This is a genomic window from Gemmobacter denitrificans (assembly GCF_036964905.1).
Lineage (GTDB): Bacteria > Pseudomonadota > Alphaproteobacteria > Rhodobacterales > Rhodobacteraceae > Gemmobacter > Gemmobacter denitrificans.
Window position 1 is genome coordinate 1 of sequence record NZ_JBALHR010000008.1, and the last position, 22,268, is coordinate 22,268.

Annotated in this window: 20 protein-coding genes, 2 tRNA genes and 1 pseudogene; 11 read left to right on the forward strand and 12 right to left on the reverse strand. The window is 62.0% G+C overall.

The window, feature by feature from the left end; translation table 11 throughout:
• Positions 1 to 244: 244 nt before the first annotated feature.
• Positions 245 to 334 (reverse strand) — tRNA-Ser (locus tag V6590_RS13120).
• Positions 335 to 551: 217 nt separating this feature from the next.
• Between V6590_RS13120 and V6590_RS13125 the strand changes: the two genes are divergently transcribed.
• From V6590_RS13125 to V6590_RS13155, 7 genes are read left to right on the forward strand one after another with little or no spacing between them, the layout of a single operon-like run.
• Positions 552 to 1,472: an SPOR domain-containing protein gene (locus tag V6590_RS13125; RefSeq protein WP_335423808.1), complete on the forward strand. Its 921-nt coding sequence runs from the start codon at positions 552 to 554 to the stop codon at positions 1,470 to 1,472.
• Between the two features lie 47 nt (positions 1,473 to 1,519).
• The gene (locus tag V6590_RS13130) at positions 1,520 to 2,683 is read left to right on the forward strand and encodes a D-alanyl-D-alanine carboxypeptidase family protein (protein ID WP_335423810.1); all 1,164 of its coding nucleotides are present in this window, start codon (positions 1,520 to 1,522) and stop codon (positions 2,681 to 2,683) included.
• Entirely contained in the window at positions 2,683 to 3,306 is a 624-nt protein-coding gene (gene tmk, locus V6590_RS13135) for a dTMP kinase (protein ID WP_335423812.1), read from the forward strand. The genes V6590_RS13130 and tmk overlap by 1 nt, the downstream gene beginning before the upstream one ends.
• Before the next feature lie 3 nt (positions 3,307 to 3,309).
• Positions 3,310 to 4,440, forward strand: coding sequence for a DNA polymerase III subunit delta' (locus V6590_RS13140; RefSeq protein WP_335423814.1), 1,131 nt, complete (start codon positions 3,310 to 3,312; stop codon positions 4,438 to 4,440).
• Between the two features lie 3 nt (positions 4,441 to 4,443).
• Positions 4,444 to 5,244, forward strand: a complete 801-nt coding sequence (locus V6590_RS13145) for a TatD family hydrolase (protein ID WP_335423816.1) — start codon at positions 4,444 to 4,446, stop codon at positions 5,242 to 5,244.
• Positions 5,241 to 6,038: an MBL fold metallo-hydrolase gene (locus V6590_RS13150; RefSeq protein WP_335423817.1), complete on the forward strand. Its 798-nt coding sequence runs from the start codon at positions 5,241 to 5,243 to the stop codon at positions 6,036 to 6,038. The genes V6590_RS13145 and V6590_RS13150 overlap by 4 nt, the downstream gene beginning before the upstream one ends.
• The gene (locus tag V6590_RS13155; protein WP_335423819.1) at positions 6,035 to 6,970 is read left to right on the forward strand and encodes an AEC family transporter; all 936 of its coding nucleotides are present in this window, start codon (positions 6,035 to 6,037) and stop codon (positions 6,968 to 6,970) included. The genes V6590_RS13150 and V6590_RS13155 overlap by 4 nt, the downstream gene beginning before the upstream one ends.
• A gap of 122 nt (positions 6,971 to 7,092) precedes the next feature.
• Here V6590_RS13155 and V6590_RS13160 read toward each other — a convergent pair whose 3' ends face one another.
• From V6590_RS13160 to V6590_RS13185, 6 genes are all read right to left on the reverse strand, one after another.
• A complete protein-coding gene (locus V6590_RS13160; RefSeq protein ID WP_335423821.1) occupies positions 7,093 to 8,031 on the reverse strand; it encodes an ABC transporter permease in 939 nt (312 codons plus the stop codon).
• Positions 8,032 to 8,122: 91 nt separating this feature from the next.
• Positions 8,123 to 9,370, reverse strand: a complete 1,248-nt coding sequence (locus V6590_RS13165; RefSeq protein WP_335423823.1) for an ABC transporter permease — start codon at positions 9,368 to 9,370, stop codon at positions 8,123 to 8,125.
• 90 nt (positions 9,371 to 9,460) lie between these two features.
• A complete protein-coding gene (locus V6590_RS13170; RefSeq protein ID WP_335423825.1) occupies positions 9,461 to 10,537 on the reverse strand; it encodes an ABC transporter substrate-binding protein in 1,077 nt (358 codons plus the stop codon).
• 101 nt (positions 10,538 to 10,638) lie between these two features.
• Positions 10,639 to 11,742, reverse strand: a complete 1,104-nt coding sequence (locus V6590_RS13175; RefSeq protein WP_335423827.1) for an ABC transporter ATP-binding protein — start codon at positions 11,740 to 11,742, stop codon at positions 10,639 to 10,641.
• A gap of 420 nt (positions 11,743 to 12,162) precedes the next feature.
• Positions 12,163 to 12,249, reverse strand: a tRNA-Leu gene (locus tag V6590_RS13180).
• Between the two features lie 111 nt (positions 12,250 to 12,360).
• A complete protein-coding gene (locus tag V6590_RS13185) occupies positions 12,361 to 13,848 on the reverse strand; it encodes a peptidoglycan-binding domain-containing protein (RefSeq protein WP_335423829.1) in 1,488 nt (495 codons plus the stop codon).
• 87 nt (positions 13,849 to 13,935) lie between these two features.
• Between V6590_RS13185 and lipB the strand changes: the two are divergent.
• Positions 13,936 to 14,613 (forward strand): annotated as a pseudogene (gene lipB / locus V6590_RS13190) (lipoyl(octanoyl) transferase LipB); the annotation flags it as partial.
• A gap of 6 nt (positions 14,614 to 14,619) precedes the next feature.
• On the opposite strand, the gene V6590_RS13195 reads toward lipB, so the two are convergent.
• Positions 14,620 to 15,408, reverse strand: coding sequence for a helix-turn-helix domain-containing protein (locus tag V6590_RS13195; RefSeq protein WP_335423831.1), 789 nt, complete (start codon positions 15,406 to 15,408; stop codon positions 14,620 to 14,622).
• A gap of 154 nt (positions 15,409 to 15,562) precedes the next feature.
• Positions 15,563 to 15,979 carry a c-type cytochrome gene (locus tag V6590_RS13200; RefSeq protein WP_335423833.1) on the reverse strand — a complete coding sequence of 139 codons (417 nt, stop codon included), beginning with the start codon at positions 15,977 to 15,979 and terminating at the stop codon, positions 15,563 to 15,565.
• A gap of 354 nt (positions 15,980 to 16,333) precedes the next feature.
• Between V6590_RS13200 and V6590_RS13205 the strand changes: the two genes are divergently transcribed.
• From V6590_RS13205 to ctaD, 3 genes are all read left to right on the forward strand, one after another.
• Complete coding sequence (locus V6590_RS13205) at positions 16,334 to 16,549, forward strand: hypothetical protein (RefSeq protein WP_335423835.1); 216 nt, start codon at positions 16,334 to 16,336, stop codon at positions 16,547 to 16,549.
• 184 nt (positions 16,550 to 16,733) lie between these two features.
• Positions 16,734 to 17,537: a helix-turn-helix domain-containing protein gene (locus V6590_RS13210; protein ID WP_335423837.1), complete on the forward strand. Its 804-nt coding sequence runs from the start codon at positions 16,734 to 16,736 to the stop codon at positions 17,535 to 17,537.
• 212 nt (positions 17,538 to 17,749) lie between these two features.
• On the forward strand, positions 17,750 to 19,420 hold the full coding sequence (gene ctaD, locus V6590_RS13215) for a cytochrome c oxidase subunit I (RefSeq protein ID WP_335423838.1): 1,671 nt from the start codon (positions 17,750 to 17,752) through the stop codon (positions 19,418 to 19,420).
• Positions 19,421 to 19,596: 176 nt separating this feature from the next.
• On the opposite strand, the gene V6590_RS13220 is transcribed toward ctaD, so the two are convergent.
• From V6590_RS13220 to V6590_RS13230, 3 genes are read right to left on the reverse strand one after another with little or no spacing between them, the layout of a single operon-like run.
• Positions 19,597 to 20,601: an ABC transporter ATP-binding protein gene (locus V6590_RS13220; RefSeq protein WP_335423840.1), complete on the reverse strand. Its 1,005-nt coding sequence runs from the start codon at positions 20,599 to 20,601 to the stop codon at positions 19,597 to 19,599.
• A complete protein-coding gene (locus tag V6590_RS13225) occupies positions 20,601 to 21,392 on the reverse strand; it encodes an ABC transporter permease (RefSeq protein ID WP_335423842.1) in 792 nt (263 codons plus the stop codon). Before V6590_RS13225 ends, V6590_RS13220 begins: the two co-directional genes overlap by 1 nt.
• On the reverse strand, positions 21,389 to 22,264 hold the full coding sequence (locus V6590_RS13230; RefSeq protein ID WP_335423843.1) for an ABC transporter permease: 876 nt from the start codon (positions 22,262 to 22,264) through the stop codon (positions 21,389 to 21,391). Before V6590_RS13230 ends, V6590_RS13225 begins: the two co-directional genes overlap by 4 nt.
• Between the last annotated feature and the right edge of the window lie 4 nt (positions 22,265 to 22,268).

Here is a 22,268-nt window from a genome sequence, read left to right on the forward strand (position 1 = left end):
AAAGACCTTCCTCTCCGCCGTCGCCCTCGCCGCAACCGTCATCTTCTGGCTTTGACGATCAATGAGTCTGGACCCTAAGTACTGGAACTTGGCAGTCATGAGGTCCGGAGAATACTGACCGAGAGAGACCGCTTCCTGGCCACCCAACTGCGTGAGCAGTGCTCAGCCCCTCCTGCATAACCCTCGAAAACAACGGAAAAATCCGGCCGCAGTCGGATGGGGAGAACGCTTTCGCGGGGAAAAGTGGCGGAAGCGGTGGGATTCGAACCCACGGTGGAGTCTCCCCCACGCTGGTTTTCAAGACCAGAGCCTTAAACCACTCGGCCACACTTCCTGAGCCCCTCATGGGCGCTGTCGGGCGCAGGATTAGCCTGACTGCGATACCCTCTGCAAGAGGGGCTTTTCTGCCGATGGGCCAGTGCACCCTTTTCTCGGACCCCACCAATCGCTATGATGCCGCAAAACGCCATCAAGGGCGACAGGCAGAAACATTCCCGCAGGGGATCAGGTCAGACGCGCCCTGGCAGGGGCCGCGCGAAACGGGGGCTTGTATGGCACGGGCAGCAATCGGGCAGGTGATGCTTGCGACTTTGGCTTTCGGGGCGCTGGTTGCCTGTCAGCCCGGGCAAGGGCCTTTTGCCGCAAAGGAAAAACCGGAGGCTGCGGCCAGCGTCGCAGCCAAGCCCGCCACCTCGGTCAAGCTGGTGGATCGCGACGTCGAGGCACCCGAAGTGTTTCAGGTGACCGATCTCGCCCTGTGGGATGGCCGCCCGTCGCTGGGTGGTGTCTGGGTCGCATCGCCCGATGCGATAGACCCGGAACGGGTGATCCTGCGCAATCCGGCCAATGGCAAGTTCGTGGTGGGGGCCCTGTTCAAGCGGGAACGCGACAATCCGGGACCCAAGCTGCAGATTTCGTCAGACGCGGCGGCGGCACTGGGGCTGCTTGCCGGGCAACCTGCCAAGGTGAATGTGACCGCCTTGCGGCGCGAAGAGGCCCCGGCCGCCCCCGATGCAAAGAAACCGCTGCTTGATGCTGCCGAAGGCCCGTCTGATACGGGGATTGCCGCCGTGGCCGGTGCTGCCATCGACAAGGCCGCCCCGCCCGCCAAGCCGGGTGCTGCGCCGGTGGTTTCGTCAGGGGCCAAGCCGGTCGTGTCGAACCCCATCGCGGCAGCCCCGATCAGCGGCGGTCAGGCTGCCAAACCTGCGGCAACCGCCGCAAAGCCCGCAACCCCGGCCGCATCGTCTGGCAACCATCGGATCCAGATTGGCATCTTCTCGGTCGAGGCCAATGCCAAGCGCGCTGCCGATACCCTGGGCAAGGCAGGCATCACCCCCACGGTGAAAAAGGGCGAGACCCAGGGCAAACCACATTGGTCCGTCACGGCCACGGGCGGCGGCGACAAGGCGGCCCTTCTCGCCAAAGTGAAGGGTCTGGGCTTTACCGACGCCTATCTTCTGTCGAAATGACCGGCGGGGCCGCATGGGCGGCCCGGCCTGACCGGAGGGATCATCCCATGTTCAAACGTTTCGGCCTTGCACTGGCCTTGCTCATGTCCTCGGCCCCCACCTGGGCTTTTGAAACCCAGGCCACCGCCGCCTGGGTTTATGACATGACAACGGGCACGGTGCTGTTGGACAAGAATGCGCAGACGCCGATCCCCCCGGCCTCGATGTCGAAACTGATGACGCTGAACATGCTGTTCGAAGGGCTGCATGACGGGCGCTATCAGACCGGCACGGAATTCAGCGTGTCGGAAAAGGCCTGGAAGATGGGCGGATCGAAGATGTTCGTGAAGCCCGGCGACCGGCCCACGGTCGATGATCTGATCCATGGAATCATCGTCAATTCCGGCAATGACGCCTGTGTCGTTGTGGCGGAAGGCATGTCGGGCAGCGAAGAGGCCTTTGCCGCGCGGATGACCGAACGCGCCCGCGAATTGGGCATGGAGAATTCTTTCTTCGCCAATGCCTCGGGTTGGCCGGACCCCGATCATCGGATGAGCGCACATGATCTGGGCCTGCTCGCGGTGCGGCTGATCGAGGAATTTCCCGAATACTACCCCTATTTCGCGCTGACGGAATACAGCTATCAGGGCCGCGTGCCTGCCAACAGCCAGAACCGCAACCCGCTGCTGCGGATCAAGGGCGGCGACTGGAAGGCAGACGGGCTGAAGACCGGCCACACGGAGGAAGCGGGCTACGGGCTGGTTGGCTCGGCCGTGCAAAATGGCGGGCGGCGCATCGTCTTTGTGATTTCGGGGCTGCCGACAGACCGGGCCCGCGCCGAGGAAAGCGAACGTATCTCGAACTGGGCCTTCCGCGAATTCACCATGAAAACGCTGGCCAAGGCGGGCACCCGCGTGGCCGAGGCCGAAGTCTGGATGGGCGAGGCCGAAAAGGTGGGCCTGGTGCCCGCCGAAGATCTGGCCCGGCTGATCCCCGCCGTGGCGCGGGACAAGATCACCGCCGAAGTGGTGTATCAAGGCCCGATCAAGGCACCGATTGCCAAGGGTGACCCGCTGGCCGAACTGGTGCTGCATGTGCCGGGCATGCCAGAGGCGCGCGTGCCACTGGTGGCCGAAATCGACGTGGCCGAAGGTGGGTTTTTCACCCGGCTGACCACGGCAGCGCGGGTTCTGATGGGTCGGGTCTTTGCGCCGGACGCCCCGGCCACCTGATGCAGGGACGCTTTCTCAGCTTTGAAGGGATCGACGGTTCTGGCAAAAGCACCCAGGCCCGCCGGTTGGCTGATGCCTTGCGTGCCCTTGGCGCGACCGTGACCCTGACGCGTGAACCGGGCGGCAGCCCGGGGGGCGAGGACATCCGGCGGCTGGTGCTGGAAGGCGATCCTGATCGCTGGTCGGCCGAGACCGAAATCCTGCTGTTCACCGCAGCCCGGCGTGACCATCTGGAAAAGACCATCCGTCCGGCTTTGGCACGGGGTGAAGTGGTCATCACCGACCGTTTTGCCGACAGCACCCGGATGTACCAGGGCATATCGCGCGGTGATCTGGCGGTGACGGTGGACAGGCTGCATGATCTGATGATCGGGGTCGAACCCGATCTGACCCTGCTGATCGACATTGATCCCGAAGTCGGCCTGTCGCGCGCGGTGGCCCGTCAGGGCAGCGAACAGCGGTTCGAGGAGATGGGCCTTGCCCTACAGGCCCGGATGCGCGCGGGTTTTCTGGCGCTGGCCGCAGCGCATCCGGCGCGGTTCCGGGTGATCGATGGTGCGCGATCGCCCGATCAGGTTGCTGCCGATGTGCTGGCAACTGCCCGCGCCCATCTGGGGCTTTGACCGATGCCCTCGGTCTATCTGGCGGATTTCCCTGAACCCGACCGGGTGGAAGGCGCGCCGCATCCGCGCGAGACGACGCATCTCTTTGGCCACGCGGCACAGCAGGCCGAATTCCTGCGCGTGTACAAGGCCGGGCGGCTGCATCACGGTTGGCTGGTGACCGGACCGCGCGGCGTGGGCAAGGCGACGCTGGCCTGGAAACTGGCGCGGTTTCTGCTGGCCACCCCTGCCGATGATGGCGGCATGTTCGCCCCCCCCCCGCCCGAAACGCTGGATATCGCCGCCGACCACCCGGTTGCGCGCCGCATGGCTGCCTTGTCAGAACCCCGGCTGTTCCTGCTGCGGCGCGGGCTGAACAATGGCGAAACCGCCGTCACCCAGGATATTCTGGTGGGCGAAGTGCGCAAGATGAAGGATTTCTTCGCGATGACTGCGCCGGATGGCGGGCGGCGCGTGGCCATCATCGATGCGGCCGATGATCTGAACACCAACGCGGCCAATGCGCTGCTGAAATTGCTGGAAGAGCCCCCCGAAGGCGTGACTTTCTTCCTGATCTCGCATCAACCCTTTCGCCTGCTCCCCACGATCCGGTCACGTTGCCGCGAGTTGCGGCTGGGGCCCTTGGCTCCGGACGATTTGGCCGCCGCGCTGGCACAGGCCGGGGCCGAGGTTGGTGATGCGCAGGCGCTGGCTGAGCTCGCGGGCGGCTCTGTGGGCGAGGCTTTGCGCGTGCTGAACCTGGATGGTGCCGACATCTATGCCACCCTGGTGCAATTGTTCACCGCCCTGCCCCGCATGGATCGTGCCCGTGCGCTTGGCCTGGCCGAAACCGGTGCGGGCAAGGGCAACGAGGCGCGCTTTGATCTGGCGGTCACGCTGATGGATCTGTTGCTGGCCCGGCTGGCCCGCAGCGGCACCAGTGGCACGGCGCCGCCCGAAGCAACCGCAGGGGAAGCACGGCTGCTGGCGCAGCTTGCCCCCGACCCATGGGCGGGGCGGGCCTGGGCGGAACTGGCGCAAAGCCTTGCCGCCCGCGCCCGGCGTGGCAAGGCTGTCAATCTTGACCCTGCCGCACTTCTCATGGATATGTTCCTTCAGATCGAAAAGACGGCGGCCTTCCTCGCCGCAAGGTGATGCATGACCCCGCCCGAAATCATCGACAGCCATTGCCATCTGGATTTCCCGGATTTTGAAGGCGACCTGCCCCGCATCATTGATGCGGCCCGCGCAGCGGGCGTGCGCCGCATGGTGACGATCTGCACCAAGATGCAGAACGAACCCAAGGTGCGCGCGATTGCCGAGGCCTTTGACGGCGTGTTCTACGCAGCGGGTTTGCACCCGATGAGCGTGGCCGATCAGCCCGCCGTCACGTTGGATGAGCTGATCGCGCTGACCCGGCACCCCAAGATGGTGGGGATCGGCGAAACCGGGCTGGATTATCACTATACCGCCGACAGTGCCGAGGCGCAGAAGGTCTCGCTCCGGGTTCATATCGCGGCGGCACAGGAAACCGGCCTGCCGCTGATCATCCACGCCCGCGCCGCGGATGAGGATATGGCCGCGATCCTGACCGAATGCTGGCGCGAAAAACCCTATGGCTGCGTGATGCACTGTTTTTCATCCGGTGCGGCGCTGGCGCGGGCAGCATTGGATCTGGGGTTCTATCTGTCGATGTCGGGGATTGCGACCTTCCCGAAAAGTCAGGAACTGCGCGACATTTTCGCGGCGGCACCGCTGGACCGCATCCTTCTGGAAACCGACAGCCCCTATCTTGCGCCGGTGCCCCATCGCGGCAAACGCAATGAACCGGCCTATACTGCCTTCACGGCAAAGACGGGGGCATCGCTGTTCGGCCTGTCGGTCGAGGACTTTGCGGCGGCCACCACTGCGAATTTCGAACGTCTGTTCACAAAGGCAGCGATACGGGTGCCCGCGTGACCCTGCGCTTCACCATTCTGGGCTGCGGGTCGTCGGGCGGCGTGCCGCGTCTGGGGGGCGATTGGGGCGATTGTGATCCGTCCAACCCAAAGAACAGCCGCCGCCGCTGTTCCATGCTGGTCGAACGGCTGGGGCAGGATGGCGCGACGCGGGTCTTGATCGATACCTCGCCCGACATGCGAGACCAATTGCTCGATGCCGGGGTGGGCGTGCTGGATGCGGTGGCCTATACCCATAGCCATGCCGATCACGTTCATGGCATCGATGACCTGCGCCAGATCGTGTTCAACCTGCGCCGCCGTCTGCCGGTCTGGGCTGATGGCCCTACCCAGGGTGCGCTGATCGACCGGTTCGGCTATGCCTTTGTGCAACCTGCCGGATCGCCCTATCCGCCGATTCTTGATCTGAACACGATTGATGGCCCCTTCACGGTGGATGGCGCAGGCGGGCCGGTCACGCTGACACCCTTCCGTGCCGATCACGGGTCGATGGACGCGCTTGGTTTCCGGATTGGCGGACTGGCCTATCTGCCCGATGCCGTGGCAATCCCCGAAGAGAGCTGGTCGCATCTGAACGGGCTGGAGGTCTGGGTGATCGACGCATTGCGCCGCAAGCCGCATCCGACCCATGCCCATCTGGCGTTGGCGCTGGATTGGCTGGCCCGCGCGCGGCCGCAGCGTGGCGTTCTGACCAACATGCATGTCGATCTGGACTATGCAGCCCTTTGCGCCGAATTGCCGGCCCATGTCACCCCGGCCTATGACGGGATGCAGATTACCCTGCCCGCAGCATGAGCGCCCTGATTGACGTCATCCTGCCGGTCTTTCTGGTCATCGGCGCGGGCTGGCTTGCCGCGCGGCTGGGGCTGATCTCTGATGCCGCAGTCGATGGGCTGATGCGCTTTGCCCAGGGCTTTGCCGTCCCGGCCCTGCTGTTTCAATCCATTGCGCGGCTGGACCTTTCGGCCAATCTGGATGTCGGGCTGTTTGCCAGCTTCTATATCGGGGCCTTCACCGCCTTTGGGCTGGGTATTCTGGGCGCACGCTTACTGGGCCGCCCCGGGGTCGATGCGGTGGCCATCGGCTTTGCCTGTCTGTTCTCGAACTCACTGCTGCTGGGCGTGCCGATCACCGAACGGGCCTATGGCACCGGGGCATTGGCTGCGAATTATGCGATCATCGCCATCCATTCGCCGCTGCTTTATGGCGCGGGGATCACCTTGATGGAACTGACACGCGCTCATGGCCAAGGCCTGTCGGCCCGACGGCTTGTCGCGCAAGTGCTGCGCGCGATCTTCCGCCAGCCGATGGTCCTGGGCATTTCCGCCGGCTTTGCGGTGAACCTGACCGGGCTGCCCTTGCCCGGATTTGTGTGGGACGGGATAAAGATTCTGGGCAGCGCAGCGATCCCCACCGCACTTTTCGGGCTGGGGGGCGTTCTTTACCGCTACAAGCCCGAAGGGGACAGCCGGGCCATTGCGATGGTGATGGCACTTTCACTGATGATCCATCCGCTGATCACCTGGCTGCTGGGGAGTTTTGTATTCGCCCTGACCACCGATCAGATCAGGTCGGCGACATTGACGGCTGCCATGGCGCCCGGCATCAACGCCTATCTCTTTGCCCATCTTTACGGGGTGGCCAAAAGGGTGAATGCCTCTGCCGTCGCATTGGCCACTGCGGCCTCGATCGGCACGATCTGGTTCTGGCTACATCTGCTGCCCTGACCACAAGGGCAAGTCCCGCAACGTGGCGCAACGCCCCCCGCGCGCAAGCGCGGAACCAGTCCTGAAATGATCCGGGGGCCGATTGGCCCCCGGATCATTTCAGGACATCACAGTGACACCGCTTATTGCGGTGTCACACCGCGCAACCGTTCCGACCGCCGCCGCAGAACCTCGACGGTTGCCAGCAAGGCGATCGAGATCAGCACCAGGATCGTGGCAACCGACAGGATCGCCGGGCTGATCGCCTCGCGGATTCCGTTCCACATCTGGCGCGGGATGGTCTGTTGTTCCGGGCCTGCGATGAACAGCACTGCCACCACTTCATCAAAAGAGGTGACAAAGGCAAATAGCGCGCCCGAAATCACCCCCGGCAGGATCAGCGGCATCACGACCTTGAAGAAAGTCCGCGTCGGCGATGCGCCCAGCGATGCGGCTGCCCGGCTCAGCGATTGGTCAAAGCCGATCAGCGTGGCCGTCACCGTGATGATGACAAAGGGGATGCCAAGCGTGGCATGGGCAAGGATCACCCCGGTATAGGTGGAAGTCAGACGTCCACATTCCACCGCGATGATGCCACAGGGGTTGGAGTAGAAGAAGAACAGCCCCGTCGCGATGATGATGATCGGCACGATCATGGGCGAAATTAGGATCGCCATGATGACCCGGCGATAGGGCATTTCATTGCGCGACAGGCCCAGAGCGGCCAGAGTGCCCAGAACAGTGGCGACGATGGTGGACCAGAAGCCGATGATGATCGAATTCTTCGCCGCCTTGATCCAGGTCGCATTGGCCCAGCTGTCTGCCCACCAACTGCCATCCCGCGCGGCCTCGGGCGCGGCCATGCCTGCGGTCAGCAGCAGGTCATACCAACGCAGGCTGTAGCCCTCGGGATCCAGCGTCAGCATCTTTTCGGTAAAGGTGAAATAGGGTTCGGCATTGAAGCTGAGCGGAATGATGATGAGGATCGGCGCGACCAGAAAGAAGAATATCGCCACACAGATCGCGTGATAGGTGTAGTACCAGATACGCTCGAGCGGGTCGGCATAGACGGGCAAGGCCATTGCGGGTCTCTCTGCTGCGGGTCGGCCGAGGGCGCTGCCCCCGGACCCCCGGGATATTTGAACCAGGATAAAGGGCAGGCGCGACGGCGCCTCAGCCCAGTTTCAGTTTGTCGATGCCGACCAGACGGTCATAGAGCCAGTAGAGAACCAGAACCCCGGCCAGCAGCATGGCCGAAAGGGCTGCCGCCAATGACCAGTTGGATTTGGTCATGTGGAACTGGATCAGGTTCGAGATGAGCTGGCCATCGGCCCCCCCAACCAGTGCGGGGGTGATGTAATAGCCCACGGCAAGGATGAAGACGAGAAGCGATCCGGCCCCGATCCCCGGCAGGGTGAGCGGCAGATAGATGCGGCGGAAGGTTGTCCAGCTGGTTGCCCCAAGGCTGCGGGCGGCGCGGGCATAGGTGGGCTTGATCGTGCGCATCACCGAATAAAGCGGCAGGACCATGAAGGGCAGCAGGATATGTGTCATCACGATGATCGTGCCGGTCTGGTTGTAGATCATGCTGAGCCGCCCGTCATCCGACACGAGGCCAGCCGAGACGAGGATGTTGTTCACCACCCCCTGCCCCTGCAGCAGAACGATCCAGCTGGTCGTGCGCACCAGAAGCGAGGTCCAGAAGGGCAGCAGCACAAGGATCATCAGCAGGTTGGCCTTGGCCATCGGCAGCGTGGCCAGCATATGGGCGATCGGAAAGGCCAGTACCAGACAGACAAAGGTGATGATTGCCGACAGGATGAAGGTCTTGCCAAACAGCCAGAGATAGATGCGCTGATTTTCGGGCACCTTCTCAACGCCGCCATCGGCGGTGCGCTGGTAATCGGTGGCAATCAGATAGAAATCGGTGGTGTAGGGATGGGCGGCATCGCGCATGGCCTGCCAGATCAACGCATCCCCCCATTTTGGATCAAGCGCCAGCATCGCCTCCTTATAGCGCGGCTGCAGCTTGTCGGCACTCCGTGCGGCGGCAGTGAACAGGGACCGGGTTCCGGGCACGGTATAGTTGATCCGGGTGCCCGCCTCGCCTGCCGTCTTGTCGGCCTTCATCTGCTTCAGATCGGCGGCCAGCGCGGCGAAAGCGGCCTCATCGGGTTCGGCACCCGCTTCGGTGCTGTCAAACCACGCGGTCACCTGCGGGGATGCTTTGGAAAACCCGTCATGATGGATCGAGCGTTGCAGCATCTGGCCGATGGGCAGAATGAAGGTCACCACAACAAAGAGCAGAAGCGGCGCGACCAGCAGAAAGGCGCGGCGTCTGGCCCGTGCCTGGGCCGTTGCCAGCGCCGTCTTGAGCGGGCGGCCATCAGAGGTGGTAAGTGGCGGAGAAATATCAGTCATCGTCAGTCCTTATGCCAAGGCTGAAGCGCGGCAGGGCTGCGGAAGGAAAGCGGGCCGGGGCGTTTTGCTGCGCCCGGCCCGCTGGGGTCATCAGTTGGCGGCAAGCCAGGCGTTGAAGCGCTCGTTCAGCTCGGCATCACGGTCAACCCAGAAATCGGCCGAGGTCAGCAGGGCGTTTTTCAGGTTTTCCGGCGCGGTGGGCAGATGCGGCGCCATCACCGTCTTGCCGTCCTTGAACAGCAGTTCTTCCTTCATGGCCGACTTGCGGGCCGGACCATAAGAGATGTGCTGGGCCTGGGCGCGCAGACCTTCGGTCGAGGTGGCGTAACGGATGAATTCCATCGCCTGTTCCATGTTCGGCGCACCCTTCGGCACGACATACATTTCGTTTTCGTAGATCTGGCCATCCCAGACGATGTTGAAGGGTTTGCCTTCATTGATCGCTGCGGCAAAGATACGGCCGTTATAGGCAGTGGTCATCGCCACTTCGCCATCCGCCAGAAGCTGCGGAGCCTGAGCGCCGGCTTCCCACCAGACCACATCCTTCTTGATGGTGTCGAGCTTGGCGAAAGCGCGATCCACGCCTTCCGGAGTGCCCAGAACGGCATAGACTTCGGATGCCGGAACGCCATCCCCCATCAGAGCGAGTTCCAGAACGGCCTTGGCGCCCTTGCGCAGGCCGCGCTTGCCGGGGAACTTTTCCAGATCGAAGAAATCGGCTGCGGTCTTGGGGCCTTCCGGGAACTTGCTGCTGTCATAGGCAAAGACGTTGGACCAGATATCGGTCGAAACGCCGCATTCGGTGATTGCACCTTCCAGGAAATCCTCGGTCGCCGGGGTGCCGTCGGCACCCGCAGGCAGCGTAGCCGGATCGATGGTTTCCAGCAGACCTTCGTCGCACAGGCGGATCGCATCGGCATATTCAACCGAAGCCACGTCCACGGTCACGTTGCCGGCTTCGACCTGGCTCTTGATCACCGGGGCCGGGTTGTCGCTGTCGGTCATCACGGTCGTGATGCCGGTCTTGGCCATGAAGGGTTTCACATGGCCTTCGGTCTGGGCTTCGCCATAGGCGCCGCCCCAGGACATGACGGTCAGCGTGGTTTCTGCCTGCGCGGCATAGGCCACGACCGTCAACGCGGTGGTCAGGGCAAGAAGTTTCTTCATTGCAGTTAGCTCCCAGTTGTCTTGAGGTTATCGGACGATGTCTAAGCCGCGTCCTTGCAGCACCCGGATCGGGCCCGTGGCCGGGCCCGCACCGGAATTTCTTACATGGGGTCAAGCGCCCTGGCATCCGCCGGGTGCCAACCGACCTTGATCTTTTCGCCCGGGGTCAGGCGGGTCTGGCCCAGGGTGTTGCGCATCTTCATCACGAACTCATCCTGACCGGCAACCCGAAGAACCGCCCGCAGGATATCGCCCATATAGATGATTTCCAGCACGGTCGCGTCGATCATATGGGCACCGGTCGGCATCATCTCGGGTTTGAATTCCACGCGCTCGGGCCGGATCGACACCAGCGTTTTCTGGCCCTTCTGGGTCACGTTCACAGGGGTTGCATCAATCAGCTCGCCCGTGGCCAGACGCACCAGCGCCTTGCCGTCACCGAGTTCCTCAACCGTGCCGGGCAGCTTGTTGTTTTCGCCGATGAACTGGGCGACGAAACTGTTTTCGGGACGTTCATACAGGTCGGCGGGCGGCGCAAGCTGCTGGATCTTTCCATCGTTGAACACGGCGACACGGTCCGACATGGTCAGCGCCTCGCCCTGATCATGGGTGACATAAACCACCGTAATGCCAAGGCTTTCGTGCAGATGTTTTATCTCAAACTGCATGTGTTCGCGCAGCTGCTTGTCCAACGCGCCCAGAGGTTCATCCATCAAGACCAGCGCCGGATCAAAGACCAGCGCGCGCGCCAGTGCGATACGCTGCTGCTGACCGCCCGAAAGCTGCGCCGGGCGACGATTGGCAAAAGACCCCATCTGGACCATGTCGAGCGCGCGCTTGACCTTGGCTTCACGTTCATCCTTGCCCAAGCCCCGCACTTCGAGCGGGAAGGCCAGATTTTCACCGACCGTCATATGGGGGAACAGCGCGTAATTCTGAAAAACCATGCCGATCCCGCGCTTGTGCGGCGGCATCAGGTTGATGTTGCGGCCATCCAGCCGGATTTCGCCATTCGTTGCGGTTTCGAAGCCCGCAAGCATCATCAGACAGGTCGTCTTTCCCGATCCCGAAGGGCCAAGCATGGTCAGGAACTCACCCTTGCCGATGCTCAGGTTCAGATCCTTCACGACAAGCGAAACGCCATCATAGCTTTTCTGCACGCGATCAAAAACGACGAAACCGTCGCTGAGGGCTTTGCTCGTCACCCTTGTCTCCCTGTGGTTCGGCAGGTCTTCCTGCACTTCTTGACCCGACTAAAGCGGATGGTCCCAGGCATTGCAATGCCAATCTGTCCGACCATAGTGTCGTAGCGTCAGGGTCCCAAAACCGGAAATAAAACGACCTGTCTGCGACGCTGAGCGGCGAAAACTTCAACTGGTCGTAAATCTGCAAGTCCTGTCGCGATCCTTGCACCGCAAGACCCCGTCCGCGGTCGCCGGGGACGAATCGACATGAATGACAAACAGAGGCTAGCGCAGTTTTTATTGATTGACCAAACAATAAACCAACACGACCTTGCAGGTCAAGCTGTTGGCAACAGCCGGATTTCTGGTGAACCGGCGGGTTGCGACAGGCCTGAAACGACAAAGGCGCCACCCATACGGGAAGCGCCTGTGTCACAAGAGTGGTGCGGATGAAAGGACTCGAACCTTCACGGGAGTTACCCCACAGCGACCTCAACGCTGCGCGTCTACCAATTCCGCCACATCCGCATGATCTGGCTTGGTAGCGGGGTGTTTATCCAAGGGGCGCGGGGAAGAAAAGAGGTTTTCCACACCGCGCCAGAAAATTTTCGTCCCCCTCAACCGGTTGCCCGCTGACCGTTATTGCCCGATGATCAGCCGAGGCAGCGCGGTCGCAAATGACACTGCACTGGAAGCAGCCGAGGCAGGCGCGATCTGTGCCTGGGTTGTGCCAACAGCTTCGGGCTGCGTGACAGGTGCCGGGGCCAGCGCGGACTCGGTCACCGGCGCGGCGGGCGCAGGCGCGAGAACGGGCAGCGCCGGGGCCGGAGCGGGGGCATCGGTCCGCCCGTTCAGCATCAGGACCGCCTTGCGCAGGATCTCGCCCCGGTCAGGCGTCGCTGGGGCCAAGGCATTCACTGCCCCCCCTGCCCCGGCAATTTCAAACCAGCCCAGTGCCAGATCGGGGCGGCGCGTCGCTCCAATTCCGTCGGTCAGGTGGTAGCCCGGCAATTCGGCATAGCCGGGTTCCCCCAAAGCGGCGAGAACAAGCGCCGAACCAAGCGCCACGTCCATGTCATCGGTTTGATAGCCGGTGCCAAGGCAGATCTTTGCGGTGCCCGAAAGTTGCGCAGGCGACATGCCGGAACCGGCGATGAACTGGGTCACGCCAGCAAGAACTTCGGGCGCAGGGCGCAACGACACCGCCGTCACATGCTCCTTCAGCACCGGGCCGAACCCTTTGCACTGCGCGACGATATCGGTCGGGTTGGCCCCCGGCACGGCACGGGCCAGCGTTTCGCCCTGCTGTACGGCCGCCGCGCGGGTCAGGCAGAACTGCTCGGACAAGGCCTGCCCGGCATCGGTCAGCCCGGCCAGAGTGACGTAACCGCCATTCTGGTTGGTCTTCAAGGCGACCGTATTGCAATGCGAAGACAGGGATACCAGCGTCCCGCCAAAGCTCGGCAGCGCCGCCGGGGCGGGTGCCACAGGGGCGGGTTCTGCCACCAGTGCCGGAAGGGCGGGCGCAGGGGCCGGGGCGGGAGTCGCAGCAGCAATCCCCGCGCCAGCAACCGCTGCGGCACCGGCAGTCGCAGCGACCAGACCGGCCCCCGGAACGCCTGCCATTTCATCGCGCTGAACCAGCAACAGCCCCTTCATCCCCATCGGGTGGGTGGACAGGATCTGCATAACCTGCGGACCACCTGCAACAGACCGGTGATAGGCGGTCACCAGCAGGGTGCGTTCATAATCGGTCAGTTGCCCTGTGGGCGGATAGCCCAGCGTCGCCTGATATTGCGATATGGCCGCCCGGCTTTTCGGCCCGATCGACCCGTCCGGCGTGCCGACGGCATAACCGAAATGATTCAGCGCAGTCTGCACCTCGCGGTTCTGTTCACGCTGTGCGGCAGAAATGCCGCTGGACTTCGTGGTCGAGGATTTTGATGATTTACGCGGCGCGGTGGCCTGTTTGCGGCGCTGCTGGTCCTTGGCGATGGCGTGGCCGATCAGACCGCCGACAATGGCCCCCGCAATCGCATCTCCCGCATCGGCCTGCACCGGGGCGGCTGGGGTCAGGGCCAGGGCCGCAGCCAATGCGCAGGTGGTTGCAACTGTCATCGCTTTCATAGCAAGTCTCCGTCAAAAGGCGTTGTCCAATTGACCCGAGCCTAGCACGGTTGCCACGGGAATCGAGCGGAAAACGCCGCAGCCAAGGGAATTGCCATGATCGAATGGACCCATATGCCGGGCCAAAGCCCCTATGCCGAGACGCTGGCCGCAATGGAGGCCCGCGCCGCAGCGATTGCCGCAGGCACCGCGACCGAGGCGATCTGGCTGTTGGAACATCCGCCGCTGTACACTGCGGGCACCTCGGCCCGGGCCGAAGATCTGGTGGAGCCTGATCGTTTTCCGGTCTTTCAGGTCGGGCGTGGCGGGCAATATACCTATCACGGGCCGGGCCAGCGGATCGTCTATGTCATGCTGGATGTGAAGAAACACGGCGGCGATGTGCGCTGCTTCGTGCGGCATCTGGAACAATGGGTGATCGCAGCCCTTGCGGAATTCAACGTGACCGGCGAAATCCGCCCCGGTCGGGTTGGGGTCTGGGTGCCGCGCCCCGACAAGCCGCGCCGCCCCGATGGCAGCCTTGCCGAAGACAAGATTGCTGCCCTTGGGATCAAGATCCGCAAATGGGTCAGCTTTCACGGCATCTCGATCAATGTCGAACCCGATCTGTCGCATTTTGGCGGCATCGTCCCCTGTGGCATCCGCGATCATGGCGTGACCAGCCTTGTCGATCTGGGGCTGCCGGTCACCATGGCCGATCTGGATGCGGCGCTGATGCGCACCTTTGAGTCTGCGGTGACCAACGCCGCCACCTGCCCCGCCTGACGGCCGCTAAAGCGGGCGGAACAGGAAATCGGCGATATCTTGCGGCACCTCTTCGGGCCTGTATAACCCGCGCGCCCGATGCGCCTGAAGGATATCGGAGAATCTTGGCGCAACGGCAATCCAGACAAGACGGGTGGTATTCACGATATCTGCCTGTTCGATACGACCATAATTCGTCACGCCATAATAGCGGGTGTCTGCGTAATGCGTGGTTTGCGGCTGCAGGTAGATCGACGACAGCGCGTGTGACTCGGGATGCACCAGAATGATGGTCGTGCCGACGCCTTGCTTGAACACCATACCCCGAAACTCGCGCTGCTTAGGCGTTTTGCGAGACCACCCGCTTTGCTTTGGTTGCGGAAAATCGAAAGCCCGCAGAATCCGACTTTGGCTTAGCGACTTGATCTGCACCACAGTCCGCGCGACATAGCCATATCTGCTCATCGACCGCCGAAAGAAGGTGTAGTGCCCGTCGGGCAGCCCAGGATCTGGAGCAAAATGGCTCTCTGGCAGGCCAGTATACTGCGCGACCTGCATCAGCCCGGCCATGACCGTCGGCAGCGGTGGCATCTCGGGGGGCGGAAACGGCCAGGTCTCGGTCAGGATACGGGCATCCGTACCGAAATAGAGACAGATGCGCTGCAACAGATTGGGCTTGGGGAAGGACTCCGCTTTGAGCATGCGTTGGAACTGCACCTTGCCCAGGCCCAGATCGCGGGCCGCCTGCGCAAGCGACAGGTCGCGCGCGGCGCAAAGCCGTCTCAGATTCTCTCCGAAGATTGCGAGAACTGGCACCTGACCACCCTGAAATCGCACCTTTCGGCGCCTGATATCCCGATGGTAACAAATTCTTCAGATTTCACCAGCGAAGCGGTGGGCGTTGGGTGGCTTCGCCTCAATATCTGGTCAGAGACAGGATCAGGAAGCGATCTCCCTGATCCTCAGATGCTTATTTTTTCACCGATGCCAGATAGGCCGCCATGTCTTCCGCACCCTTTGCCAGCTTGAAGGTCATTTTCGACTTGGCGGCGGGGTCCTTGGTTTCGGCTTTCAGCCAGGCAGCCGGGTCGGTGACATAGGCCGCCAGGCTGGCCTCATCCCAGACCTTGCCGGTTGCGCCGACGGCCGCGATCGACTCGCCATACTTGAAGCCGTCAACACTGGCCACCTTGCGGCCGATCACGCCATAGAGGTTCGGCCCAGTCTTGCCGCCCTTCTGGATTTCGGTGCCGTCATCGGCCACGATCATGTGGCACGCCTTGCATTTCTTGAAATCTGCCTCGCCCTTGGCCGCATCCCCCGCGGCAAAGGCCGGGGCGGTCAGGGTGATCGAGGCGAGAAACGTGGCAATCAGGCTGGGCTTCATGGGATTGTCCTTGGCTGGGCCCTTGCGGGCTTGTAAGCGGGTTGTATCGGGCCAGGCACCGACGCTGCCACAGGATTGTATCCCATCCCATGAAGCGCCGCCGACGCGACGGCCGCGACTATGCCGCAGTTTAAGCCAAGCCACCAATACGACAATAGGACAGGCTGTCGCGTCTGGCGCGTGGGAACGATCGCGTAGCCTCAAGGTATAAACTCTGTTACCCCCAAAGTGCTTTGCGACACTGGAAAATTGGCATCGTTTGTACTAGTTTTCTAATACCACTTGAATACCAACACAACACCACTTCAAAACCAAGCAGCATCCCTTATGAAGGGAACAAAGGGAACCAGTGCGATGTTCGAAGGAGTCATCGATACACGGACTGCATGGGCGGCCCAACCAATTGCTGCCCCTGTTGACCAACTCTCCCCGGCGGAGCGCCTGCGGTTGGCCGCGACGATTGTCGAAGGCGTTGGGTACGCTTTGGCGGGTGATGCGAAAACGATCCGTGTCGCGCGCCTGCTCCTGATTGCAGACGAACTCGAAAAACTCGCTGCGAACACGGAGTGACAGGTCGCAATCTCGCTGCGAACACGGAGTGACAGGTCGCAATGATGCCAAGGCTGCCCTTTGCCGGGGTTGCCGTAGGGTATACAGGGCCACGGCTGCGTTAAAACTTGTCAGTTAACCAATTTATGCTAGCGTTCCGACAGTTCCAAACCGCGAAATTCCCTTAACGGGATCGGGGTACGAAATGTCGGTACTGGGTGTGTTCGGCCTCAATCTTCGGCGCTTGTGTGAAGCGCGCCAGATCAGCTATGCGCAGGCCGCACGCGACCTTGGGCAGGGCAAGGTGCAATTTCAAAGGATGTTGCGGGGGGAGTCCTTTCCCAAACCAAACCTGTTGCAGCACATCTGCCGATATTTCTCCACCGATGCCCGCATACTGACCGAAGCCTGGCCCTTCGCAACCGAAATTCAGCACCCGATCAATCAGTTGCCGATTCAAAGGGCCATCGACTACGCTATTCCCGTGCAGGACTACATGCCTGCGCACAGCGAGTTGAAAGACGGCCTGTATCAAGTCTGGCGCATGTCTTTTGCCTATCCTGGCCGGGTCGCCAGGATTCTATACAGGGTGCATACCTCCCAAGGCGCTCGACTTGTAAAGTATTTCGACCAGTTGGAACTATGCCCCCATCTGATTGCCGCACGCCAAGGCGTGGCCAGTCGCGCACCCCGCGCCCGCGAAGTACGCGGTTTCGTGCTGTCGGCACCTGAAGGGCATTCGGTCATCATGTTCAACTTGCCGCCAAAGCAATGGGTCAGCCATATGTTCCTTTCTGCCCATTACAACGGCAACGATGGCAGTCTGACGGGTGTTCTCATGTTTGGCCGGAAGGAATATGCCGAAGTCAACAGAATGTCCCGGGTGGTGTGGGTGCCGGTCAGGCCAAACCTGACCGCCGTGATCCGGGCGGGGCGCGAACCCGTCTGGCACGATATGGATACGCTGCCTGAATTCTTGCGCCACGAACTGTCGCGCCCTATCGGCTGATCGCCCTTGACGTGTCGCGGCAGGGTTTGGCGCAAGGCCCCGCGTCACTTCGCCGCAGCGGCAGGTTGCCCCCATCGGCGCTTTTCCTGATCCAGATCAAAGTCAACGATTGCCGCGCCGCCTGCCGCACTCTAAGAATGAGGCATAAGGCGGCGGATTCCGATCCGACCGCAGCAACGGGATACGCACTAGACAGCAGACGGGAGACGCCAATGGCGGACGCAGCCATTCATGGCCACGACCATGATACACGCGGGTTCTTTACCCGGTGGTTCATGTCGACCAACCACAAGGATATCGGCATCCTTTACCTCTTCACCGCAGGTCTGGCCGGACTGATCTCGGTGGCCTTCACGGTGTTCATGCGGCTCGAGCTGATGGAACCGGGCGTGCAGTATATGTGTCTTGAAGGCACTCGTTTCGTGGCAAATGCCGCCGAGACCTGCACACCGAACGGACATCTCTGGAACGTGTCGATCACCGCGCATGGCATCCTGATGATGTTCTTCGTGGTCATTCCGGCACTGTTCGGGGGCTTTGGCAACTACTTCATGCCGCTGCAGATCGGTGCGCCGGACATGGCGTTTCCGCGCCTGAACAACCTGTCCTACTGGCTCTATGTCGCAGGCACTTCGCTGGCCGTGGCCAGCGTGTTCTCGCCGGGGGGCAATGACCAGCTGGGGTCGGGCGTGGGCTGGGTGCTTTACCCGCCGCTTTCGACCAATGAAGGCGGGTATTCGATGGACCTTGCCATCTTTGCCGTGCACCTGTCCGGTGCCTCGTCGATCCTGGGCGCGATCAACATCATCACCACGTTCCTGAACATGCGCACCCCTGGCATGACCATGCACAAGGTGCCGCTGTTCGCCTGGTCGGTCTTCGTGACTGCCTGGCTTATCCTGCTGTCGCTGCCGGTTCTGGCAGGCGCCATCACCATGCTGCTGACCGACCGCAACTTCGGCACCACCTTCTTCCAGCCCTCGGGCGGCGGTGACCCGATCCTGTATCAGCACATCCTGTGGTTCTTCGGCCATCCGGAAGTGTATATCGTGATCGTGCCGGGCTTCGGTATCGCCAGCCAGGTGATCGCCACCTTCTCGCGCAAGCCGATCTTCGGCTATCTGCCGATGGTCTATGCGATGGTCGGCATCGGTGTTCTGGGCTTCGTCGTCTGGGCGCACCACATGTACACCGTCGGCATGTCGCTGACCCAGCAGGCCTATTTCATGACCGCCACCATGGTGATCGCGGTGCCGACCGGCATCAAGATCTTCTCCTGGATCGCGACCATGTGGGGCGGCTCGATCGAGTTCAAGACGCCGATGCTGTTTGCGCTCGGCTTCCTGTTCCTGTTCACCATCGGCGGCGTGACCGGCATCGTGCTGAGCCAGGCCGGGATCGACCGCGCCTATCACGACACCTACTATGTCGTGGCGCACTTCCACTATACCATGTCGCTGGGTGCGGCCTTCTGTATCTTCGCCGGGATCTACTTCTGGTTCGGCAAGATGTCGGGCCGTCAGTACCCGGAATGGGCGGGCAAGCTGCACTTCTGGGCCTTCTTCATCGGTGCCAACCTGACCTTCTTCCCCCAGCACTTCCTGGGCCGTCAGGGCATGCCGCGCCGCTACATCGACTATCCGGAAGCCTTTGCCTTCTACAACTACATCTCGTCGATCGGCGCCTTCCTGTCCTTCGCCTCGTTCCTGTTCTTCCTCGGCATCGTGTTCTACACGCTGTTCGCCGGCAAGCGCGTGACCGAGAAGAACTACTGGAACGAATATGCCGACACGCTGGAATGGACCCTGCCCTCGCCGCCGCCCGAACATACGTTCGAGCAGCTGCCGAAGCGCGAAGACTGGGACAAGGGCCACGCCCACTGATCCCCGCTTGATCTGAGAAAAGGCCCCGGTGCGAACCGGGGCCTTTTTTGTTGCGCGCGCGAATGAAACGGATGGCAGGTGACACGCGGCAACCCCGACGGCACACCAAACGAAAAAGGGACAGGCCAGCTTTGGCCTGTCCCTTTTCTGTCTATGGGGGCCGAAAGCCCCCTCGCCTATTTCAGCGCGATCAGATCGCGCGACGACAGGCTGAGTGTGACCTCGCTGCCAAGGGCCGGTGGCGGCATGTCAGGGCGGTTGAACGTATCCAGCGCGATGCGGTTGCCCTCTACCTCGGCGGTCAGACGGATGACCGACCCCAGAAAATGCACTTCGGCGACCTTGGCAGACAGCGTAATATCCGCGCCCTCGGCCAGACCAAGCCGCACGGCTTCGGGGCGGGCAGCATAATCGCCACGGGCCAGCGTCGAGCCGCCAATGCGTCCTTGGGCATCGGTGCTGAACAGGTTCAGCTGGCCCACGAAATTCGCCACAAAACGGGTGCTGGGCTGATTGTAAATCTCGAACGGCGTGCCAACCTGATCAGCGACACCGCCATTCATCACCACGATCCGGTCGGAAATCGACAGCGCCTCTTCCTGATCATGGGTCACGAAGATGGTGGTGATCCCCAGATCGCGCTGGATCGCACGGATTTCATTGCGCAGCGAGACGCGCACCTTGGCATCCAGTGCTGACAGCGGCTCGTCCAGCAGAAGCACTTGCGGCTTGGGGGCCAGCGCACGGGCCAGCGCCACGCGCTGCTGCTGTCCGCCCGAAAGCTGGAACGGATAGCGCGCCCCCAGATCGGGCAGACCGATCAGGGCCAGCATCTCGGCCACGCGGGCCGCAATGGCGCTGCGGTCCATCCCCTTGATCTTCAGGCCAAAGCCCACATTTTCCGCCACGGTCAGGTTGGGAAACAGCGCATAGGCCTGAAACACCATGCCGATATTGCGCTGGTTCGGGCGCTTTCCGACCACATCCTGACCACCGATCAGGATGGCCCCGGACGAGGGCTGTTCAAAGCCCGCAACCATGCGCAGGACTGTTGTCTTGCCGCAGCCCGAAGGACCCAGCAGCGAGATGAACTCGCCCTTCTCCACGCCAAGCGAAAAGTCTTTCACCACGCGATTTGCGCCGAAGGATTTTTCCAGATGAGACAGGTCAAGAAACGGCATCAGGATTGCGCCTTCGTATGTTTGGACAGTCGGGTGACAAGCTGGATCAGGCCCATGCAGGCCCAGGTGATGGCAAAGGACAGCACGGCCAGCGCGAAGGGTTCATAGGGTTTGTTCGCGCCGATCCGCTGCAGATAGGGGCCGAAGGCGGGCCGGTCGAGAAGCGCAGCCAGGGTGAATTCGCCAATGACAATGGCGAAGGTCAGAAAGGCGCCCGACAGCACGGCTGGCACCACGTTGGGCAGGATTACCCGGCCCAGGATCGTGGCCCACCCCGCGCCAAGGCTTTGCGCCGCTTCGGTCAGAGTGGCCACATCAATGGTGCGCAAACCGGTATCGACGGCGCGATACATATAGGGCAGCGCCAGAACGGTATAGCCAAAGGCCAGCAACAGATTGGTGCCCATGACCGTGCCGGTCAGCGGCAGCCAGCTGGAGGTGTTGTAAAGACGGATATAGCCAAAGACGATGACGATGGCCGGAATGACCAATGGCATCAGCGTCAGAAATTCGACATAGGGCCGCGCCCAGGGCATTTTCAGCCGCACCCAGAAGGCTGTTGGCACCACGATCAGCACGCCCAGCACAATGGTCACCAGCGCCATGCCGACTGAATAGGCAAAGGTGGCCTGAAATTCGGCGTCGCCAATGATCTTGGCATAGGCGTCCAGGCTGTAAACCCCGCGCCGCGCCTTAAGCGAGAATTCGGTCAGACCCAGCAGCGGGATGAAGAAATAGGCCAGTCCGAACAGCAGGACGATCCAGCCGGTGATGCGGGCATAAAGGCTCATTTCAGCCACCGTTCCGCGCGGATGCGCAGCCAGATATAAACGACATTGGCGATCCCGGTCACGATGATCATGCCGAAGGCCATGGCATAGCCCAGATTGGGATTGCCCAGAACATCACCGCGGATCTGTGCAAACAACTGGATCGGCACGATGTTCAGGCCAGAACCGGTCAGCGCGATGGCAGTGGCGACAGCGCCGAAGGCATTGGCGAACAGAAGTGCGAAAGTACCCAGAAGCGACGGGAACAGGATCGGCAGCGCGATCATCCGCCAATATTGCCCGACGGTCGCCCCCAGAACCTCGGCCGCTTCGCGCCATTCGCGCTTCAGCCCCTCCAATGCAGGGGTGATGATGAGGATCATCAGCGGTATCTGGAAAAACAGATAGGTGACCGTCAGCCCCCAGAAAGACAGGATGTTGAATCCAAGATCACGGCTCAGGACAATGCCGAAGTTGTTGCGCAGGAAGACCGTCACCAACCCGACCGGGCCGAAGGTGGCCAGAAAGGCAAAGGCCAGCGGCACACCGGCAAAGTTCGAGGCCACGCCGGAAAAGGTCATCAGCGGGGCCTTGATCCAGCGCGGCACAGCGCCAAAGACCACCGCCGCCGCCATGCCGAAACCGATCAGGCAGCCAAGCGCGGCCGAAGCCATCGAAATCTTGACCGACACCCAATAGCTGGACGGAATCGTTCCGGTATTCAGATCGCGCAGGTTCTGCAGGGTAAAGGCCCCTTGCCTGTCCTGAAAGGCCCCGATCACGATATGCAGTGTCGGCAGGATCAGGAACAGGGTGACGAAAACGACAAAGGGCAGCAGGCCAAGCCATGTCAATGGCAGTCGCCGCCTTGGCGCGGGCAAGGGCGCGGTCATGCGA

Coding starts and splice junctions, on each gene's coding strand:
- tmk (WP_335423812.1), top strand. CDS start 2,683: ATGCAGGGACGCTTTCTCAGCTTTGAAGGGATCGACGGTTCTGGCAAA.
- V6590_RS13220 (WP_335423840.1), bottom strand. CDS start 20,601: ATGCCGTTTCTTGACCTGTCTCATCTGGAAAAATCCTTCGGCGCAAAT.
- V6590_RS13200 (WP_335423833.1), bottom strand. CDS start 15,979: ATGAAGCCCAGCCTGATTGCCACGTTTCTCGCCTCGATCACCCTGACC.
- ctaD (WP_335423838.1), top strand. CDS start 17,750: ATGGCGGACGCAGCCATTCATGGCCACGACCATGATACACGCGGGTTC.
- V6590_RS13230 (WP_335423843.1), bottom strand. CDS start 22,264: ATGACCGCGCCCTTGCCCGCGCCAAGGCGGCGACTGCCATTGACATGG.
- V6590_RS13155 (WP_335423819.1), top strand. CDS start 6,035: ATGAGCGCCCTGATTGACGTCATCCTGCCGGTCTTTCTGGTCATCGGC.
- V6590_RS13125 (WP_335423808.1), top strand. CDS start 552: ATGGCACGGGCAGCAATCGGGCAGGTGATGCTTGCGACTTTGGCTTTC.
- V6590_RS13145 (WP_335423816.1), top strand. CDS start 4,444: ATGACCCCGCCCGAAATCATCGACAGCCATTGCCATCTGGATTTCCCG.
- V6590_RS13225 (WP_335423842.1), bottom strand. CDS start 21,392: ATGAGCCTTTATGCCCGCATCACCGGCTGGATCGTCCTGCTGTTCGGA.
- V6590_RS13170 (WP_335423825.1), bottom strand. CDS start 10,537: ATGAAGAAACTTCTTGCCCTGACCACCGCGTTGACGGTCGTGGCCTAT.
- V6590_RS13160 (WP_335423821.1), bottom strand. CDS start 8,031: ATGGCCTTGCCCGTCTATGCCGACCCGCTCGAGCGTATCTGGTACTAC.
- V6590_RS13130 (WP_335423810.1), top strand. CDS start 1,520: ATGTTCAAACGTTTCGGCCTTGCACTGGCCTTGCTCATGTCCTCGGCC.
- V6590_RS13205 (WP_335423835.1), top strand. CDS start 16,334: ATGTTCGAAGGAGTCATCGATACACGGACTGCATGGGCGGCCCAACCA.
- V6590_RS13210 (WP_335423837.1), top strand. CDS start 16,734: ATGTCGGTACTGGGTGTGTTCGGCCTCAATCTTCGGCGCTTGTGTGAA.
- V6590_RS13165 (WP_335423823.1), bottom strand. CDS start 9,370: ATGACTGATATTTCTCCGCCACTTACCACCTCTGATGGCCGCCCGCTC.
- V6590_RS13140 (WP_335423814.1), top strand. CDS start 3,310: ATGCCCTCGGTCTATCTGGCGGATTTCCCTGAACCCGACCGGGTGGAA.
- V6590_RS13185 (WP_335423829.1), bottom strand. CDS start 13,848: ATGAAAGCGATGACAGTTGCAACCACCTGCGCATTGGCTGCGGCCCTG.